This is a genomic window from Bradyrhizobium sp. CCBAU 11386, from assembly GCF_028128955.1.
In the GTDB taxonomy this organism is placed as follows: domain Bacteria; phylum Pseudomonadota; class Alphaproteobacteria; order Rhizobiales; family Xanthobacteraceae; genus Bradyrhizobium.
Genome location: NZ_LBKA01000254.1, coordinates 90,968 through 108,077 on the forward strand (window position 1 = coordinate 90,968; position 17,110 = coordinate 108,077).

The window sequence follows — 17,110 nt, forward strand, 5'->3', positions numbered from 1 at the left end:
CGGGCACGCGGGACGAGACCTTCCGTAACAACCAAGGCCGGTGGTTATGGGTCCCTGCGTGCGCAGGGACGACAGTGGGTATCGGTGGCTCACGAGCCGCTCTTCGGAAGATAATCGTTGGTGTAGAACGCCTTCGGGTTCTCCTTGGCCTTGGCGTCGAGCCCGCCATATTCGACCAGCAGATTGACGGTCTCGGTCATGTTCTGGTCGGTGACCTGGAACGGCCGCTTGCTCTTGGTCTCCGCCGTCCGATAGAGCGGAATGGTCAGCTCAAAGCCCTGCGTCAGCGTGTCGATCTTGCCGCCTTTCGGATTGGTATCGAGGATCGCCTGCGCCGCCGCCTTCGGCTCCTTCTCGGCGGCTTCGACCGCCTTGGTCGTCGCCGACATGAAGCGGCGGACGAGATCGGCATTGGCCTTCACATAGTCGGCGTTGGCGATGATGCCTGACGAGACCATGTTGATCCCGTAGTCGGCGAACTTGATCGGATAGACGTCCTTGCCGGTGGCGTCCTTGATCTTCATCGACTGGTCCATGACGTAGCCGAGCAGCAGGTCAGCCTGGCCGTTGATGACCGCGTTGAGCTTGGTCTGGCCATCGCCGGCGACGGTCTGGAAGTCGCTCTCCTTCAGGCCGGTCTTCTTCAGGAACAGCGGCCAGATCTGGGTCATGGAGTCCGCCGGCGTGATCGCCACCGTCTTGCCCTTGATGTCGTCGGGCCTCCTGATGTTCTTGTCGACGAAGCCCATCGCGGACATTGGTGAGGTCTGGAGCAGCACACCCGTCGCGACCACAGGCGCGCCCTTGATGGCGGCCCGCATCATGGTGGGCACGTCGACATAGCCGAAGTCGGCGGTCTTGGCGGCGACGGCCTGCGTGGTCGCAGCCGAGCCGCGGCCTTCCTGGATCTCGAGCTCGATGCCTTCGGCCGCGTAGATGCCCTTGGCCTTGCCGTAATAGAACGGCGCGTGCTCGCCATAGACGTACCAGTTCAGCATCAGCACGACCTTGTCGGCCGCCTGCGCCGGCATGGCCGCGAACGCCAGCAGCGCCACTGATGCAGCCCCTATCCACCGCTTCATCGTCACTCTCCCTTGTCGTTGTTGTTTCGGCCGTTGGTGGCCGTTCGTTGCTTCGCTTACGCAGCGAAAATCACGTCCTCGCGCTGGCTGACATGCCAGGGAATGACCAGCTTCTCGATCCGGTCCACGATCCAAAACAAAATGACGCCGAGCAGCGCCAGGATCACGAGCGCCGCGAACATGGTCGGCAGGTCGAAGGTGCCGATCGAGCGCTGCATCACATAGCCGATGCCGGAATTGGAGCCGACGAACTCGCCGACGACGGCGCCGACCACCGCGAGCGTCACTGAGACTTTGAGGCCGGAGAAGATCGCCGGCAGCGCATGCGGCAGGTTCACCGCGCGGAACACCTGGAAGCGGCTGCCCTGCATCGCGCGGGCGAGATCGACCATGTCGGGATCGACCGATTTGAAGCCCTGCACCGCCGAGACCACCACCGGGAAGAAGCCGAGCAGGAAGGCGGAAATCACTTTTGGAATGATGCCGAAACCGAACCAGACCACGAACAGCGGCGCGATCGCGATCTTCGGCACGGACTGGGAAAACACCAGCAGCGGATAGACGTAGCTCTCCACCGTCTTCGAGCCCGCGATCAGCATGGCGACGGGAATGCCGAACAGCGCCGAGAGCAGAAAGCCGCAGACGGTCGCGTAGGTGGTCGGCCAGGACTGGCGCAGCAGTTCCGGCCATTCGGTGCGCAGCACCGCGACGACGTCGGCCGGCGACGGGATCTGGTAGGCGGGAATCCTGAACACCCGGATCGCGAGATCCCAGGCGATCACGATGAAGACTAGGAACAAAAACGGCCGAACCCAGGCCGCGTTCAGCACCCTGGACACCGCACCTTGCTGCTTCGGTTCGGCCAATTTTCCCTCCCGGCATTCTTCTTCGTTCTCCGGAGAAATTAACCCGTTGGATAAATACTGTCCAGACCTTTCCCTGTGACGTTTTGCGCGGGGGGTCGGCAAATTTGGTGTCGTCCCGGCGAAGGCCGGGACCCATAACCACAGGGCAAAGTTTGGCGAAGACTGGCTGTTCGGGATCAGCACCACGCGCCATCGATAGATCACGCGGTATGGGTCCCGGCCCCCCGTGCGCAATTGCGCACTAGGCCGGGACGACGATGGGAGGGATATCGCGTCAAACGAAGCGGCGAAGCCGCAGCTCTACGCCGTCTGCGCCACGGCCGCGCGCTTCTTCGGCGCCTTGACGATCTCCAGCAGCTCCGCCGACCGCCCCGTCAGTGCGGCCAGCACGAGGCCCGCCATGTGCGCGAGCCGCTCGTCCTTGGCGTCCTTCGCCAGCAGATCGCGGCCGAAGATCACGCTCAGCGTCGCCGAGTTCGAGAGATAGAAGAAGCTGAGCGCCGCGATCGAGATGTAGAGCTGCACCGGATCGACCGCGACCTGGAAGTCGCCGCTCTCGACGCCGCGCCGCACCACGGTGCGGATCATCTCGACGAAGGGCGAGTGCATCGACTTGACCTTGGTCGAGCGCTTCAGGTGCTTTGCGCGCGCGAGGTTTTCGGTCTGGAGCAGCGAGAGGAACTCGGGATTGCGCAGGAAATAGCCCCAGGTGAATTCGATCAGGCGGCGGATCGCCTCGGGCGGATCGAGATGTTCGAGATCGAGCCCGCGCTCCTCGCTGCGGATCTTGTCGTAGGCGCCTTCGAGCACCGCGAGATAGAGCTCGTCCTTGTTGCCGACGTGGTAGTAGAGCATGCGCTTGTTGGCGCCGGCCTTGGCCGCGATGCGGTCGACGCGCGCCCCGGCAAGCCCATGGGCGGAAAACTCCTGCTTGGCGGCTTCGAGAATGCGCAGCCGCATCCCCTCGGGATCGCGCTGCCATCTCAGATTTCGCTTTGCCTTCGCCTTCGCCAAACCGGTTGCTCGCTGGGTGCTGTCAGAATGTCCTGTAACACGCGCGCGCGGGTTTGAGAACGTTTCGTCATTCCGGGGCACGCCCTCTTGGGCGCGAGCCCGGAATCCATCGTGCCGCGGGGTATGTGGATGAATGGATTCCGGGCTCGTCGCTTCGCAACGCCCCGGAATGACGGGGGAGAGAGGCGTTCGCTGCCTCAACACCGTCATTGCGAGCGCAGCGAAGCAATCCAGCGTGCCACCGCGGAAACAGCCTGGATTGCTTCGTCGCAAGGGCTCCTCGCAAAGACGAATGGAGAGGTCCGAGCCTACTCTACCGGCTTCGGCGACCGCTCGAGCAACACCGTCTGGATGCCGCAAGTGCCGGTCCGGACCGTCATCACCCGCGTTCCCGGCTTGCGGCCGTTGCGCACTTCGGTGACGTCGAGGCCGGCGGCGATCAGGCGGGCGCGCGTGGCGTCGATGTCGGCGACCCGCCAGCTCAGGCCCCAGAGACGGTCATGCGCGAGGTCACCGCCCGCCACGGGGCGGCGCACCACCTCGACGATGAGGTCGCCGCAGCGGAAGAACATCAGCTGGCCCCAGTCCTGGTGCGACCGGTCGAGCGCGAGATCAAGCCCGAGCCGCGCGCCATAGAGCGCGGCGGCGCGCTCGGAATCCTCGGTGGTGATCACGACGTGGTCGAGCGCGTCGATCGGCGCAATGTCGGTCGCGACCGATCTGGGGCGCTCCTCGGCCAGCTCGAGGAAGAACATCCGCACGCCGCGCGTGAGTTCCGTGGCGGCGCGCGTGCGTTTCCAGTGCAGGACGGCCTCGGATTCAGAATCGCTGCTTTCGACCTCGGCGACCGGATCGGGCTTGAGCGCCACCCGCTCCAGCCGCCGGTGCATCCTGCTCATGTCTGCGACACGAAAGCACAGGCTGGCGAGCACGCCTTCATGGTCGTCGAGCAGCGCGCGCATCCGGTCGGCGGTGACGCTGAAGCCGCTCGGCGCCATCAATTCGATCGTCATGTTCTCGAGGGTGAACAGCACCCGGTCGGCGCCCTCGCCGGAATTCTGCCAGGCCGGCGCGCGCCCCAAGAGCGTCTGATACGCGGCCTTGGCCGCACCGATATCCCGCACCAGAGCGACGACGTGATCGAGGCCGGTGATCATGTTCCCTCCCTCCCGACGGGGCCGGAACCGAACGTCCTGGGGTCGTCGGTTCTGCCCGGGCAATGCTGGCCCTGCCACGGTCGTATTCCGGCCCCATACTGACCTCAAGCGCCTATCGCCATGACTCTGCAAATATTTCGGCTCTGCGAATGTTTTGGCTCCCGCCGAAGCGGTGCTAAGGTAAGCAGCCGGCCGGGACCACCCAGCGCATCACGGACAAGCAATGCAGGCTCTCTTTATCGGACAGACCTATATCGACGTCGTCTTCATCACCGACCACATGCCGACCGGCGACGAGAAGCACGTGGCCTCGGACTACGCGGTGTCCTTCGGCGGCAACGCGGTCACGGCGGCGTTCTGCTGCGCCAAGCTCGGCATCGTGCCCGATCTGATCGCCACGGCGGCCAATGACTGGCTGGGGCGCATGTTCCAGGACATGTGCGCGAAATACGCGATCTCGCTGCATGCGCGGAAGGTGAACCAGTCCTCGCTGTCCTTCATCATGCCCAAGGACGGCAAGCGCGCCATCGTCCGCTGCCGCGACGATTCCCACATCCATCCCTTTCCGATCCTCAATCTCGGCAATTGCCGCGCGCTGCACGTCGACGGCCATCAGCCGGACGCCGCGATCCACTACGCCAAGGTTTGCCGCGAGGCCGGCATCCTGACCTCGCTCGACGGCGGCGGCCTGCGCACCAACACGCACGAGCTGCTGGAATTCATCGACGTCGCGATCGTCGCCGAGCGGCTGTGCGAGCAGATGGACCTGACGCCGGAGAAGATGCTGGACTACCTGAAGAGCCGCGGCTGCAAGATCGGCGGCGTCACCATGGGCGAGAAGGGCCTGCTCTGGTACGACGAGACCGGGACGGTCCAGGTGATGCCGGCGATGCCGATCCCGCGCGAGCGCGTGATCGACACCAATGGCGCCGGCGACGTCTTCCACGGCGCCTATATCTATTCCTACCTCGCCCATCCCGGCAAAAGCTGGCGCGAGCATTTCGACTTCGCCCGCGCCGCCTCGACCTTCAAGATCCAGCGCCTCGGCAACGAGGCCGGCCTGCCGACCCTTGTCGACATCGCCAAGGTCAGGCACGAGTTCGAGGTCAAAGCCTAGTCTTCGCAGAGGTTCAAAATGGGGCGCGTCTACGTCGCCGGCAGCATCAACATGGATGTGGTGGCGACGGCCGACCGCCATCCAAAAGTCGGCGAAACCGTCGCCGGCCAACAGGTGCTGTATTTCCCCGGCGGCAAGGGCGCCAACCAGGCCGTCGCGGCCTCGCGGCTCGGCGCCCGGACCACGCTGATCGGCCGCCTGGGCGAGGATTCATTCGGCGCCGAGCTGAAGGCGTTCCTCGGCGGTCAGGGCATCGATCTCGGATATCTCCAGGAGACGGCGCAGGCGCATACCGGCACCGCCATCATCACGGTCGCGGCAGCCGACAACACCATCGTCGTCATTCCCGGCGCCAATGCGCTGGTCAGCGCCGACGACGTCAGTGTCGTCCCGCTTGTCAAAGGCGATGTCGCCGTCAGCCAATTCGAGATTCCGCTCCCCACGATTACCGCCTTCTTCCGGCGAGCGCGGGCGGCGGAGGCAACGACGCTGCTCAACCCGGCGCCGGCGCAGAAATTCGGCCGCGAGCTGCTTGAGCTGGTCGACATCCTCGTGCTCAACGAGACCGAGCTCGGCTTCCTCGCCGGCACCGAGCTCTCCGACAACGACGAGGCCGCGCGGATCATCGACGTGGCGCGGCAGCTTCAAGCGCGCGCGGACCAGACCATCTGCGTCACGCTCGGCAAGCGCGGCGTGCTCGCCCTCGCCGGCCAGGAGGAACTTTCAGTGCCCGGCCGCGTGGTGAAGGCGGTCGACACGACGGGTGCCGGCGATTGCTTCGTCGGCGCGCTCGCGGCGCAACTCGCCGACGAAGTCCCCCTACGCACGGCGCTCGCCTTCGCCAACGCCGCCGCCTCGATCAGCGTGCAGCGCATGGGCGCGGGGCCGTCGATGCCGACGGCCGCGGAAGTGGCGGCGGTGATGTAGACGCCTCTTCGCCTCTCCCCGCTTGCGGGGAGAGGCCGGAATTTGCGAGAGCAAATTCCGGGTGAGGGGGAGTCTCAACGAGACCAACTGTCACCGTCCCCGTGGAGACTCCCCCTCACCCCGACCCTCTCCCCGCAAGCGGGGAGAGGGAGAAGATGATCACGCCAGCGCGCTCTTCAGGTCAAAGCTTTCATCCGCAGCCTGCTCCGGGGTGATCGAGCGGTCCATGCCCTGCAATCTGCGGCCGAACATGTGATCGCCGGCGCGGTTAATGGACTCGATGCCGACCAGTCTGTCGCCCCTGTAGCAGAACGCCGAGAACGCCTTCCTGGCGGGGTCGCCGCGCAGCACGACGCGATCGTAGCCGGTGGTGAGGCCCGCGATCTGGAGCTTGTCGTCGCCCTGATCGCTCCAGAACCAGGGATGGCTGTCGTAAGGCTTGCGCTCGCCGGTCAGCCGCGCCGCGAGGCAGCGGGCGTGATCGGTGGCGTTCTGCACCGATTCCAGCCGCAGCGAGCCGCCGAAGCGCGGGCTTGCGAACAGCGCGCAATCGCCGATCGCGGAGATGTTGGGATCAGCCGTCGCGAGATATTCGTCGACGATGATGCCGGCAGCGACCGGCAACCCCGCCTCGGCCGCGAGCTCGATGTTCGGCAGCACGCCGACGCCGACCACGACGAGGTCGGCGGGCAGATGCCTGCCGTCGCTCAAGGAGACGCCGGTGACCTTGCCGCCCTCGGCCTCGATGGAGGTTGCCTGCACACCGAGATGAATGCGGATGCCGGCCTCACGATGCCGCGCCTGAAAATACTCCGAGACCTCCGCCGTCACCGCGCGCGCCATCACGCGCGGCGCGAGCTCGAGCACGTCGACCTCCAGCCCCTTGATCCGGGCCGTCGCTGCGAATTCCAGGCCGATGAAGCCGGCGCCGATCACCACCACCCGCGTCTTCGACGCCATGATCTTTCGCAGCGCCTCGCTGTCGTCGAGAATGCGCAGATATTTGACGTCGGGCAGGTTGGCGTTGGGCAGATCGAGCAGCCGGTTGCGCGCGCCGGTCGCCAGCACGAGATGGCCGTAGTCAAGCGTCTCGCCCGAGGCGAGATGGACCTTGCGCCCGGCGCGGTCGATCGACACCGCGCGGCCCGCGATCAGCTCGATTGTCTGGTCCGCGTAGAATTTCTCCGGCCGGAACATCAGGCTCTCCGGTCCGGCGGAGCCCTTGATGTAGGCCTTGGACAAAGGCGGCCGCTGATAGGGCAGGTGCGCCTCGTCATTGATCAGGCAGACGCGATCGGAAAAACCGGCCTGCCGCAGGGATGCCGCGACCTGGTAGCCACCATGGCCGGCGCCGACAATGATCACCGGACCGCCAGTCATTGGAACAGCCCACTTCCGGAGACACGAGCGTGACCCATGTCGTCTCCTCTCACGCTGATATTGGCTTGGCTAGCCTAGGAGGAGCCGGCGCTCGTGTCCGTCCCTCAACAAAGGCGGCCCTATTTGAGCCTATCGTTCCGCCTTGCGCAAGGGCGGTGCGCAGGGATTGTCTCCCCTCGCCTTCTGCGATTTAGTCGCACGAACCACCTCATGCCGGGGATTTCCAATGCCAGCTCCCATCTCCCAACCCGATGATCCCGCCTTGCTGCGGGTCGAAGGCCCGATCGCGACCATCACGCTCAACCGCCCTGCCGCGTTCAACTCGATCAACCTGGCCATCGCGCAAAAGCTCGAACAGCTCGCCTCCTATGTCGAGGGCGACGACGCCATCAGGGTCGTGGTGATCGAGGGCGAAGGCCGCGCCTTCTCGGCCGGCGGCGATTTGCAGACGATTGGAGCTGCGGCCGAAGCGGGCACGGTGACGCCGGTGGTCGGCGAGTTGCTCAAGCATTATCACGCCTTCATCGAGACCATCCGGCGCATGCCGAAACTGTCGCTGTCCAGCGTCCACGGCTCGGCCGCCGGCGCCGGCATGGGCCTCGCCTTCGTGACCGATCTCTGCATCGCCGCGGAGGACGCCAAGTTCACGCCGGCCTATGCCAAGATCGGGGTGTCGCCGGACGGCGGCTCTACGGTCGGCATCGTCGGCACGGTCGGCTCCCGCCGCGCGCTCCAGATCTTCCTGTCGGAGGACAATTTTACCGCGCAGCAGGCCCATGAGTGGGGCCTGGTCGCGAAGATCGTTCCCGCGACCGAGCTGAAGGCGGCGACGCGGCAGCTCGCCGAGCGGCTGGCGCAGAACCCGCCTGCGGCGATCGCCGGGACCAAGTCGCTGGTCTACCAGGCTGCTACGACGCCGGTGAAACAGCAGCTCGACGCCGAGGAGCACAAGATCGTCATGGCGATGAACACGGAGGAGTTTCGGCTCGCCGTGAAGAAATTCACGAGCAAGTCGAAGTGACCGTACCGGCACGCGCGTTCTACGGCCTTCGTCACGGCGCGACCGACTGGAATCGCGAGGGACGCTTCCAGGGGCGGACCGACAATCCGCTGAACGAGGACGGCATGCGGCAAGCGCACGAGGCCGTGGACATGCTGCGCGGCGCCGGCATCAGCCGCATCGTGGCGAGCCCCCTGGTCCGCGCGGCGCGAACGGCCGAGATCATCGCGGACGCGATCTCGGTGCCGCTCGCGATCGACGACGGCATCATCGAGTTCGACTTCGGAAGCTTTGAAGGCCTCCCCGTTCGCGACCTCATGATCAAGCACGGCGTCAAGTCGGCGACGGGCCTCGTCTCGATCCTGCCCGCCGATGGCGAGAGCTGGGACGCCATGACGGAACGGTCGCTGGCTTGCGTCTCCGCTTGGCTCGACCGTCATCCCGGCGACAATCTGCTGTTCGTCTGCCACGACGCTGTGATGCAGGGCATGGCAAACGCGCTGTGCGGCAGCTACTTCAAGAATAGCCATGGCACGCCGTTCCGTTACGTGCGCGAGCAGGCGCAATGGCGGATCGAGCAGGTCGCTACTGGGGACAGATATAGCCCGTCCCCGCCGGCGACTTGAAGCAGCCGACCGACTCGGGGAGCACGTGCCGCGGCAGCCACAGCACGACGCTCGGGAAGTAGATTGCGAACGCGATCGTGGCGAAGAACACGACGTAGATGGGAAGCGCCGCGCGCAAGGCCTTGGCAAAGCTGATGCCGACGAATTTCGAGGCCATTAGCAGGACCAAGCCATAAGGCGGCGTGATCAGGCCGAACGCGAGCGTGGCGATCAGCACCACCCCCATATGCACGGCATTGATATCGCCCGCCTCCGTCAGCGTGTTGACCAGCGGCATGAAGATGATGATGGTCGGCACCGGCTCGATGAAGTCGCCGACCACGGTGAACAGCAGCACCATCAGCAGCATGATCAGGTGCGGATCATGACCCGCGATCGAGGTGATCACTTCTGCGATGTAGCTCGCGCCGCGCAAGTAAGCGAGCATCCAGCCGAAGGCGTTGGCGGCGCCGATCGTGATCAGCGGCAGCGAGAAGATCAGCCCGGCGAGACAGAAATCATAGGGGATCTTCCTGAAATGGCCGCGGTTGAGCGCGGGGATGACCACGAGGATGATCCAGACCACGGCGACGACGCCGGCCTCCGTCGGCGTGAACCAGCCGGTCAGGATGCCGCCGAGCAGGATCACCGGGATCATCAGCGGCAGGGCGGCATCGCCCGCCGCGAACACCACCTGCCGCAGCGGCGCGCGCGGCTTGCGCAGGCCGGAGGGGCCGAAGAAATAGCAGTAGATCATCAGGCCGAAGCCGATCATCAGGCCCGGCACCACGCCCGCCATGAACAGGCCGGCGATCGAGACGTTGCCGACGGCGCCATAGACCACCGCCGTGATGCTCGGCGGCACCAGCGCCGCGATCGTCGAGGCGGATGCGATGATCGCGGCGATGAAGGCGGGCTCATAGCCCTCGCGCTTCATCGGGCCGCCCAGCGCGCGGCTCATCACCGCGACGTCGGCGGTGGTCGAGCCCGACATCTCCGAGAAGAACATGCTGAAGACGACGACCACCTGCGACAGCCCGCCCCTGATATGCCCGACCAGCGACACCGACAGGTTCGCGATCCGCACCACCACATTGGCCGAGCTCATGAGCTCGCCGACCAGCAGGAAGAACGGGATCGCCAGCAGCGCCTCGGAATCGACGCCGTCGAAGATCTTCTGGATGATGGCGGCGAGCGAGACGTCGGACAGGATCGCGCCGATGAAGACGCCGGCCATCAGCGAGAACGGCACGGGCACGCCGAGATAGCCGAAGAAGAGGAAGCAGAACGTCATCAACGTCAGGACGATGGGTGCGCTCACGGCTGCGCCCTCATCTGTACGTCGGTGACGACGGGCGCTGCGTGCTCGTCGGTCGGCTCGGGATGGTCAAAGCCGTTGCGCAGGCCGTTGACGAGCTGCTCGATGGTGAAGAGGCCGATCAGCACGCCCGAGAGCGGAATGATCGCGTAGAGCGAAGCGATCGGCGTGCCCGACGGCAGACGGAAGCTGCCGAAGCCGCGGAGATAGTTCTGGTAGCCGTACCAAATCAGGCAGAAGGCGACGCCGAGCACGACCAGGCGGATGATGACTTCGACGATCAGCCGTGGCGTGCCGTGCATCGCCTCGGAGATCGCGGTGAGATAGAGGTGATCGTTCCGGCGCGTCGCAGCCGCCGTGCCGACAAAGATCGCGTAGATGAACAGCGTCGAGGTGACTTCCTGAAGCCACAGCCAGGGATGGCCGATGGTGCGGGTGACGATGTCGGCGGTGACCGACAGCGAGAAGCCGAAGCACAGCACGCCGCAGAGAATCATCAGCGCAAGCTCGAGCCAGTCGAGCCCGCGCCATTTCAGGTGGCGTTGGCGCTGAACGAGCAGTTTGTCGGCGATGGCCATTGTTATCCTCGGCTGCGGCTTTCCGTCATGGCCGGGCTTGTCCCGGCCATCCACGCACTTGGCGCGGGCTCGAAGGAAGAACGTGGATGCCCGGGACAAGCCCGGGCATGACGACCTAGTTGGTGGTCAGTTAATCGACCGGATCAAATTCTTGATCTTCTCGGCATGCGGGCCGAGCTCCTTGGCGAGCTTGTCGAGATAGGGATCGGCGATCGTCGTAAAACTCTTCTTGTCGACGTTGTCGACGATCTTGACGCCCATCTTCTTCAGCTTGTCGGCCGCGGTGCGCTCGAGGTCGAACGCCTTCTGCGGCTCCTTGGTGCTGATCTCGTTGGCCGCCGCCTGCACCCACCCCTTCTGCTCCGCCGACAGGCTCTGCCAGAGCTTGTCGGAGATGAACACCAGCGCGTTGTTGGCTTCGTGCTCGGTGATGTTGAGGACCGGCGCGACCTCGTAGTGCTTGTTGACGAGGTAGACGTTGATGCTGTTCTCGGCGACGTCGACCACGCCGGTCTGCAGCGAAGTGTAGACGCTGCCGAACGGCATGTGCACGGTCTGGGCACCATAGGCCGGGAACATCATGTCTTCGGTGGCGGTCGCCTGGACGCGGACCTTCAGGCCCTTGACGTCGCCGACATTGTGGATTTCCCGCCTGCTGTACATATGGCGTACGCCCTGCGAGCCGGTCGCGATCACGTGCAGGCCCTGCGTGGTCTCGTCGATCATGGTCTTGAGCGCTTCGAACACGCGGGGATCGGCCAGCCCCTTGACCACGTGATTCTCGTCGCGGAACAGGAAGTGCAGCGACATCACGCCGGCCTGCGGCGAAATCGTCGCGGTGTTGGCCGAGGAGATGATCGCGAACTCGACGTCGCCGGCTTTCACGAGCTGGAGCACCTGCGGCTCCTGCCCGAGCTGCGCGCCGGGGTACTGGTCGATGATCATGGTGCCCTTGCTCAATTCCTTGAGCTTGTCGGCAAAGAGGTCGCCCGCGATCGAATAACCGGTGTTGCGCGGCTGGTCATAGGCGAAGCGATAGTGCTTCACCTCCTGCGCCCCGGCCCCCGTGACGAACAGCATGGCGGACAGAGCCGCCAACCCATGTAAGAATCTTGGCATGGATCGCGCAATCATCGTTTCCCCCTGTTTTATCGCCCGCCGCTTCAGCGGTCTCGGCGTTCGTTCGGGTGGTTGGTCACCCCTTCTCGGTCTGCTTCCCAGTCCTCTGCATGAAATCGAAATCGCAGCCCTCGTCGGCCTGCATGATGGTCTCGTTGAACAGCCAGGCGTAGCCGCGCCGCGCCTCCTCGGGCGCAGCCGCCGGCTTCAAGGCCGCGCGCCGCCGTTCCAGCTCGGCGGCATCGACCAGCAGCTCGATGCTGCGCCTGGCAACATCCAGCCGGATCATGTCGCCGTTCTTCACCAGCGCCAGCGGCCCGCCGACGGCGGATTCCGGCGTGATGTGCAGCACGATGGTGCCGAACGCCGTGCCGCTCATGCGCGCATCCGAAATGCGCACCATGTCCTTGGTGCCGCCGCGCGCGAGCTTCTTCGGGATCGGCAGATAGCCCGCCTCGGGCATGCCCGGCGCGCCCTTCGGGCCGGCATTGCGCAGCACCAGCACGTCGTCGGCGGTCACGTCGAGATCGGGATCGTCGACCCGCAAGGTCATGTCCTCGACGGATTCGAACACCACCGCCCGCCCCGTATGCTGCAACAGCTTCGGGCTCGCGGCGGATTGCTTGATGACCGCGCCGCGCGGGGCGAGATTGCCGTGCAGGACGGCGAGGCCGCCTTCCTTCTTGATCGGATTGTCGCGCGGACGGATCGCGTCCTGGCCGGGCACGTCTTCCGCATTCGCCGCGATATCGCGCAGCGTCTGACCGGTAATGGTCTTCGCGTCGAGATCGACGAGATCGCCGAGCTGCGCCAGCAGCTTGGGCACCCCGCCGGCGTGATGGAAATGCTCCATGTAGTGCTCGCCCGACGGCTTGAGATCGACCAGCACCGGCACCTCGCGGCCGATCTGGTCGAAGACTTCGAGATCGAGCCGGTGCGGCGAGCGATGCGCCATCGCCGTCAGATGGATCAGGCCGTTGGTCGAGCCGCCGATCGCCTGAAGCACGACCTGGGCATTCCTAAAGGATGCCGGCGTCAAGAGTTCGCTCGGCTTCGGCCCCTTGGTCTTGGCCATCTCGGCCGCAACCCGGCCGCTGGCCTCCGCAAGACGGAAGCGCTCGGCATGCGGCGCGGGGATCGTCGCGCTCATCGGCAGCGAGAGCCCCATGGCTTCGATCATGCAGGCCATGGTGGAGGCCGTGCCCATCACCATGCAGGTGCCGACCGATGGCGCGAGACGGCCGTTGACCGCCTCGATCTCGACGTCGTCCATCTCGCCGGCGCGATATTTTGCCCACAGCCGGCGGCAGTCGGTGCAGGCGCCCAGCACCTCGCCCTTGTGATGGCCGACCACCATGGGGCCAACGGGGATGACCACGGTCGGCAGGTCGGCGCTGATCGCCGCCATCACCTGCGCCGGCAGCGTCTTGTCGCAGCCGCCGATCACGATCACCGAATCCATCGGCTGGGCCCGGATCATCTCTTCGGTGTCCATCGCCATCAGGTTGCGCAGATACATCGAGGTCGGGTGCGCGAAGCTCTCGGCGATCGAGATGGTCGGAAACACGAACGGCATCGCGCCCGACAGCATCACGCCGCGCTTGGCGGCCTCGATGATCTGGGGGACGTTGCCGTGGCAGGGATTGTAGTCGCTATAGGTGTTGGTGATGCCGACGATCGGGCGCTCTAGCGCGTCGTCGGAATAGCCCATGGCCTTGATGAACGCCTTGCGCAGGAACAGCGAGAAGCCGGCATCGCCATAGCTCGTCAGACCCTTGCGCAAGCCACTCGTCATCATGCCACTCCATTCACCTTGCCATTGTCGTACAGCCTGCCCCTCGATTGTCAATAAGATTGGCGTCCATCCGGCAATTTCTGGATTGCCGCACCGCCAAACGACCAGATTATTGACAATCTGAGCCTTCCCTGCTCCACAGGAGAGACCGGCACGGGGCCAGAGGCCGAGGGGATGCCCGAGAATCACACCGCAGACAGCATGGCGGTCCGGCGCGACGATCCGGACGACGTGGTCGCGCGGCTGGAGGAGGACATCATCTTCGGCCGGCTCGCGCCCGGCGCGCGCCTGACCGAGGACGCGCTGATGTCGGCTTACGGCACCTCGCGGCACTTCGTGCGGCAGGCGCTGGTGGATGCGGAGCGGCGTGGCATCGTCCGCCGCGAGAAGAATGTCGGCGCCACCGTGCGGTTCTATTCGGCTGACGAGGTCCGGCAGATCTACGAGGTCCGGGAGATGCTGACCAGGCAGGCGGCGCTGATGATCCCCCTGCCCGCACCGCAACGCCTGATCGACGAGCTGACGGCGCTACAACGGCAATATTGCGCGAAGGCGGACGCGCAGGATCTGCGCGGCATCCACGAGGCCAATGACGCCTTCCACCTCGCGCTGTTCTCGGCCTGCGGCAATCCCTATCTGGTGCGCTCGCTCCAGGACTACATGAACCTGACGCTGCCGATGCGCGCGAAGAACCTCGCCGACCGCGACGGGCTCGCGCAATCGCGGCGCCAGCACGAGCTGATGATCGAGCTGCTGAGGGGACGCGACAGCTGGGCGCTGGCTCAGCTCTGCGTCGACCACATGCAGTTCAGCAAGTCGGATTATCTGACGCGGATCGCGGGTGAGCAGCACTAGCGTGTGCGCGAGCCACGTCGGATCAATGAGAGAAGACGCGCGTGCCAGGAGTCCATGGCCGTTGGCTTCCGACTGGACTGGCCCCGATTTCCCAGCCCGCGCCACCCCACAGGGCGTCAACCACGCCAAGATCGCCCGTGCCGTCACGGACGAAGAAGAGGTTCGGAACGGAGCTGGTCTGCAGCGCCCCGCTTTCGCCGTTGGCCTGCTGCTTCAAGAGGCACCAGATATCGGCAAGCTTGCTCTCAGCGCGTGGGCCCAGCTCACCGAGGATCTGCACGGCAGTCGAGGGCTTATTCAGGACATGAGTCTGCAGGGACGTATCGTCCGCGGCTTCGACCTTCACCGCGAACCGGCGCGCAAAGGTCGCCCCAAGCCATGAAATCTTGACAGCCGCGGTCGGCGCAATGTCTTCCCTGAAATGCTGGCTCGCAACGAAGGATTCGGGACCGGGAATGGCGGCCGTTGACGGGGGATCGAGGGGTTCACCGGGCTTGCGCTTGAGCGAACATTCGATCCTGGCGCGGGGAGCAAGCGACGCCGAGCTGCCGCCATCAGATTTGTTCTCGTCGGCACGCGCACTGAAACTGGATGCCGCCAGAACAATAACGAGCCACGTCTTGGGCGCTGAGCCGCGCATTGTTGGCGTCCTTGAATTGCCGATTCAAGAACAAGGTAAACTGTAGATTGCGGCTGTAAATCGAGGATTAGGTTTCTGGTTAAGCTTAAAGCAAGGAACTTATTTGAGAGAAATGCAAACAATCTCCGGAACCATGTACGCGCACCCGGCCGCAGCGCGCCACGCACCCGGACACCTCCGAAGAGGAACTGACGCGCGCCCTTCTACTTGCCTGCCAAGCGCGCGACCACCTTACCAGCTGGAGAAACCCGCGGGGCCGGTTCGGACACTGGCTGCAGCGTGATCCGGCAGCATCTTGCCTGTGCGTGAAGCGGATCGTTCCACATCCAGCGCACACGCCAGGCAGGATTGTAGGCGTAGGCCGGGATGCGCCAGAACCAGATGGTTTCGTAGACGCTGTCTCCGAATTGCTCCACATCCGGGCGTGGTGTTGGCCAGGAGGCCGCCGCGACGAGGACGACCGTCAATACTGCGGCCCCCGACAGAACCATCTTGCGCATCTTGCTTCCACAATCGCTGGAATGAAAAGGCGGTCACTTCCGCGTAAGGCAATGCATAGAAGAAACGCTCACGTGTTCCGACAATAGAACGCCTATTTCCAAAAACGGAAATCCGGAACTCTACGGTGTGCACACAAACGTTAGTCGCAAGGGGCCCTTCAGACCTGCGCTGCACAAGCGAACCTCTGCCGGCTCCGGAAAGCGGAGCCGGGAGAGCGCAGCTACGTTCCCGCAAGCATCGGCGCTACCGCTTGGTCCAGTCGATGATGCGGCTTGTGTCGCCATCGAACTCGTTGCTACAGAACGCGCCGCCCTGGTAGTGGTCGCCGATCGGGTCCGGCTTCAGCTTCGCCTGTTCGGCCATCGCGTGCGCCACATGATCCTCGGAGCGGCCGGTCGGGCGATAGCCGAACGCGTAGGCGCGGTGGTTGTCCCACCAGGCGCGCTCGTTCAGGGAGACGCCGTAGAAGATCTCGAAATGGATGTCGGGATGCTCGAGCCCGATCTGGCAGAGCTGCACGAGGTCGTCGGGCTTCAGCCAGATCGAGAGCCGGCGCTGGTCGAGCGGCATGTCGCCGAAATTGCCGATGCGCAGGCACGTCACCTTCAGGCCGTGCTTGTCTGCGTAGAGCGCACCGACGGCCTCGCCGAATACCTTGCTGACGCCATAGCGGCCGTCGGGGCGCGGGGTGACATCGGTCCCGATCTTGTGGTGGCGCGGATAGAAGCCGACGGCGTGGTTGGACGAGGCGAACACCACGCGCTTGACGCCCTTGCGGTACGCCGCTTCGAACAGATTGTAGCCACCGATGATGTTAGCCTGGAGGATGTCGTTCCAGGGGCCTTCGACCGAATAGCCGCCGAAATGGATGATGCCGTCGACGCCCTCGCAGATCGCTTCGCATTGCGCGAGATCGGACAGGTCCGCCGCCTTGAACTGCTCGTTCGGGCCAAGGTCCGTCGGCGGGCGGATGTCGCTGAGCAGCAGGTCGGGATAGATCGGCGGCAACAGTTTCCGCAGGCGCGTTCCGATCCCGCCCGAAGCTCCGGTCATCAAGATGCGCGGCATGTCTTTCCTCGTCTATGGCAACCGATTTGCGGTCGTAGATATCTGATGGTAGCAGACTTGGACAGAGGGAACGCAACAACGAGACCTG

The 17,110-nt window shown here is 64.8% G+C and carries 17 protein-coding genes; 5 read left to right on the top strand and 12 right to left on the bottom strand.

Going from position 1 to position 17,110, the window contains the following annotated elements; translation table 11 throughout:
• Positions 1-89: 89 nt before the first annotated feature.
• From XI09_RS35775 to XI09_RS35790, 4 genes are all read right to left on the bottom strand, one after another.
• Positions 90-1,082, bottom strand: coding sequence for an ABC transporter substrate-binding protein (locus tag XI09_RS35775; protein ID WP_271571074.1), 993 nt, complete (start codon positions 1,080-1,082; stop codon positions 90-92).
• Between the two features lie 56 nt (positions 1,083-1,138).
• Positions 1,139-1,948 (bottom strand): ABC transporter permease, encoded by an 810-nt coding sequence (locus tag XI09_RS35780; RefSeq protein WP_271571075.1) that lies wholly within the window; start codon positions 1,946-1,948, stop codon positions 1,139-1,141.
• A gap of 300 nt (positions 1,949-2,248) precedes the next feature.
• Entirely contained in the window at positions 2,249-2,908 is a 660-nt protein-coding gene (locus XI09_RS35785; RefSeq protein WP_271571076.1) for a TetR/AcrR family transcriptional regulator, read from the bottom strand.
• A 362-nt stretch (positions 2,909-3,270) separates the two neighbouring features.
• On the bottom strand, positions 3,271-4,119 hold the full coding sequence (locus XI09_RS35790) for a VOC family protein (protein ID WP_271571077.1): 849 nt from the start codon (positions 4,117-4,119) through the stop codon (positions 3,271-3,273).
• Positions 4,120-4,342: 223 nt separating this feature from the next.
• On the opposite strand from XI09_RS35790, the gene XI09_RS35795 reads away from it, so the two are divergent.
• Positions 4,343-5,236, top strand: a complete 894-nt coding sequence (locus XI09_RS35795) for a sugar kinase (protein ID WP_271571078.1) — start codon at positions 4,343-4,345, stop codon at positions 5,234-5,236.
• Positions 5,237-5,254: 18 nt separating this feature from the next.
• Positions 5,255-6,163: a ribokinase gene (rbsK, locus tag XI09_RS35800; RefSeq protein WP_271571079.1), complete on the top strand. Its 909-nt coding sequence runs from the start codon at positions 5,255-5,257 to the stop codon at positions 6,161-6,163.
• Between the two features lie 159 nt (positions 6,164-6,322).
• Here the strand turns inward: rbsK and XI09_RS35805 are convergent, their stop codons facing one another.
• Complete coding sequence (locus XI09_RS35805) at positions 6,323-7,543, bottom strand: NAD(P)/FAD-dependent oxidoreductase (RefSeq protein WP_271571080.1); 1,221 nt, start codon at positions 7,541-7,543, stop codon at positions 6,323-6,325.
• Between the two features lie 226 nt (positions 7,544-7,769).
• On the opposite strand from XI09_RS35805, the gene XI09_RS35810 reads away from it, so the two are divergent.
• Both XI09_RS35810 and XI09_RS35815 read left to right on the top strand, forming a co-directional pair.
• Positions 7,770-8,564, top strand: coding sequence for an enoyl-CoA hydratase/isomerase family protein (locus XI09_RS35810; RefSeq protein WP_271571081.1), 795 nt, complete (start codon positions 7,770-7,772; stop codon positions 8,562-8,564).
• Positions 8,561-9,169, top strand: coding sequence for a histidine phosphatase family protein (locus XI09_RS35815; RefSeq protein WP_271571082.1), 609 nt, complete (start codon positions 8,561-8,563; stop codon positions 9,167-9,169). Before XI09_RS35810 ends, XI09_RS35815 begins: the two co-directional genes overlap by 4 nt.
• Here XI09_RS35815 and XI09_RS35820 read toward each other — a convergent pair.
• The 4 genes from XI09_RS35820 to XI09_RS35835 all read right to left on the bottom strand — a co-directional run bounded on the left by XI09_RS35820 (position 9,129) and on the right by XI09_RS35835 (position 13,958).
• Complete coding sequence (locus XI09_RS35820) at positions 9,129-10,469, bottom strand: TRAP transporter large permease (protein ID WP_271571083.1); 1,341 nt, start codon at positions 10,467-10,469, stop codon at positions 9,129-9,131. The genes XI09_RS35815 and XI09_RS35820 overlap by 41 nt on opposite strands.
• Entirely contained in the window at positions 10,466-11,044 is a 579-nt protein-coding gene (locus XI09_RS35825) for a TRAP transporter small permease (RefSeq protein ID WP_271571084.1), read from the bottom strand. Before XI09_RS35825 ends, XI09_RS35820 begins: the two co-directional genes overlap by 4 nt.
• A 126-nt stretch (positions 11,045-11,170) precedes the next feature.
• Positions 11,171-12,178, bottom strand: coding sequence for a TRAP transporter substrate-binding protein (locus XI09_RS35830; protein WP_271571085.1), 1,008 nt, complete (start codon positions 12,176-12,178; stop codon positions 11,171-11,173).
• 61 nt (positions 12,179-12,239) lie between these two features.
• Complete coding sequence (locus XI09_RS35835; protein ID WP_271571132.1) at positions 12,240-13,958, bottom strand: IlvD/Edd family dehydratase; 1,719 nt, start codon at positions 13,956-13,958, stop codon at positions 12,240-12,242.
• Positions 13,959-14,132: 174 nt separating this feature from the next.
• Between XI09_RS35835 and XI09_RS35840 the strand changes: the two genes are divergently transcribed.
• Positions 14,133-14,813: a GntR family transcriptional regulator gene (locus XI09_RS35840; RefSeq protein WP_271571086.1), complete on the top strand. Its 681-nt coding sequence runs from the start codon at positions 14,133-14,135 to the stop codon at positions 14,811-14,813.
• A 22-nt stretch (positions 14,814-14,835) separates the two neighbouring features.
• Here the strand turns inward: XI09_RS35840 and XI09_RS35845 are convergent, their stop codons facing one another.
• The 3 genes from XI09_RS35845 to XI09_RS35855 form a co-directional block, all read right to left on the bottom strand.
• Positions 14,836-15,453: a hypothetical protein gene (locus tag XI09_RS35845; RefSeq protein WP_271571087.1), complete on the bottom strand. Its 618-nt coding sequence runs from the start codon at positions 15,451-15,453 to the stop codon at positions 14,836-14,838.
• A gap of 203 nt (positions 15,454-15,656) precedes the next feature.
• The gene (locus tag XI09_RS35850) at positions 15,657-15,953 is read right to left on the bottom strand and encodes a hypothetical protein (RefSeq protein ID WP_271571088.1); all 297 of its coding nucleotides are present in this window, start codon (positions 15,951-15,953) and stop codon (positions 15,657-15,659) included.
• Between the two features lie 244 nt (positions 15,954-16,197).
• Entirely contained in the window at positions 16,198-17,022 is an 825-nt protein-coding gene (locus tag XI09_RS35855; RefSeq protein ID WP_271571089.1) for an NAD-dependent epimerase/dehydratase family protein, read from the bottom strand.
• Between the last annotated feature and the right edge of the window lie 88 nt (positions 17,023-17,110).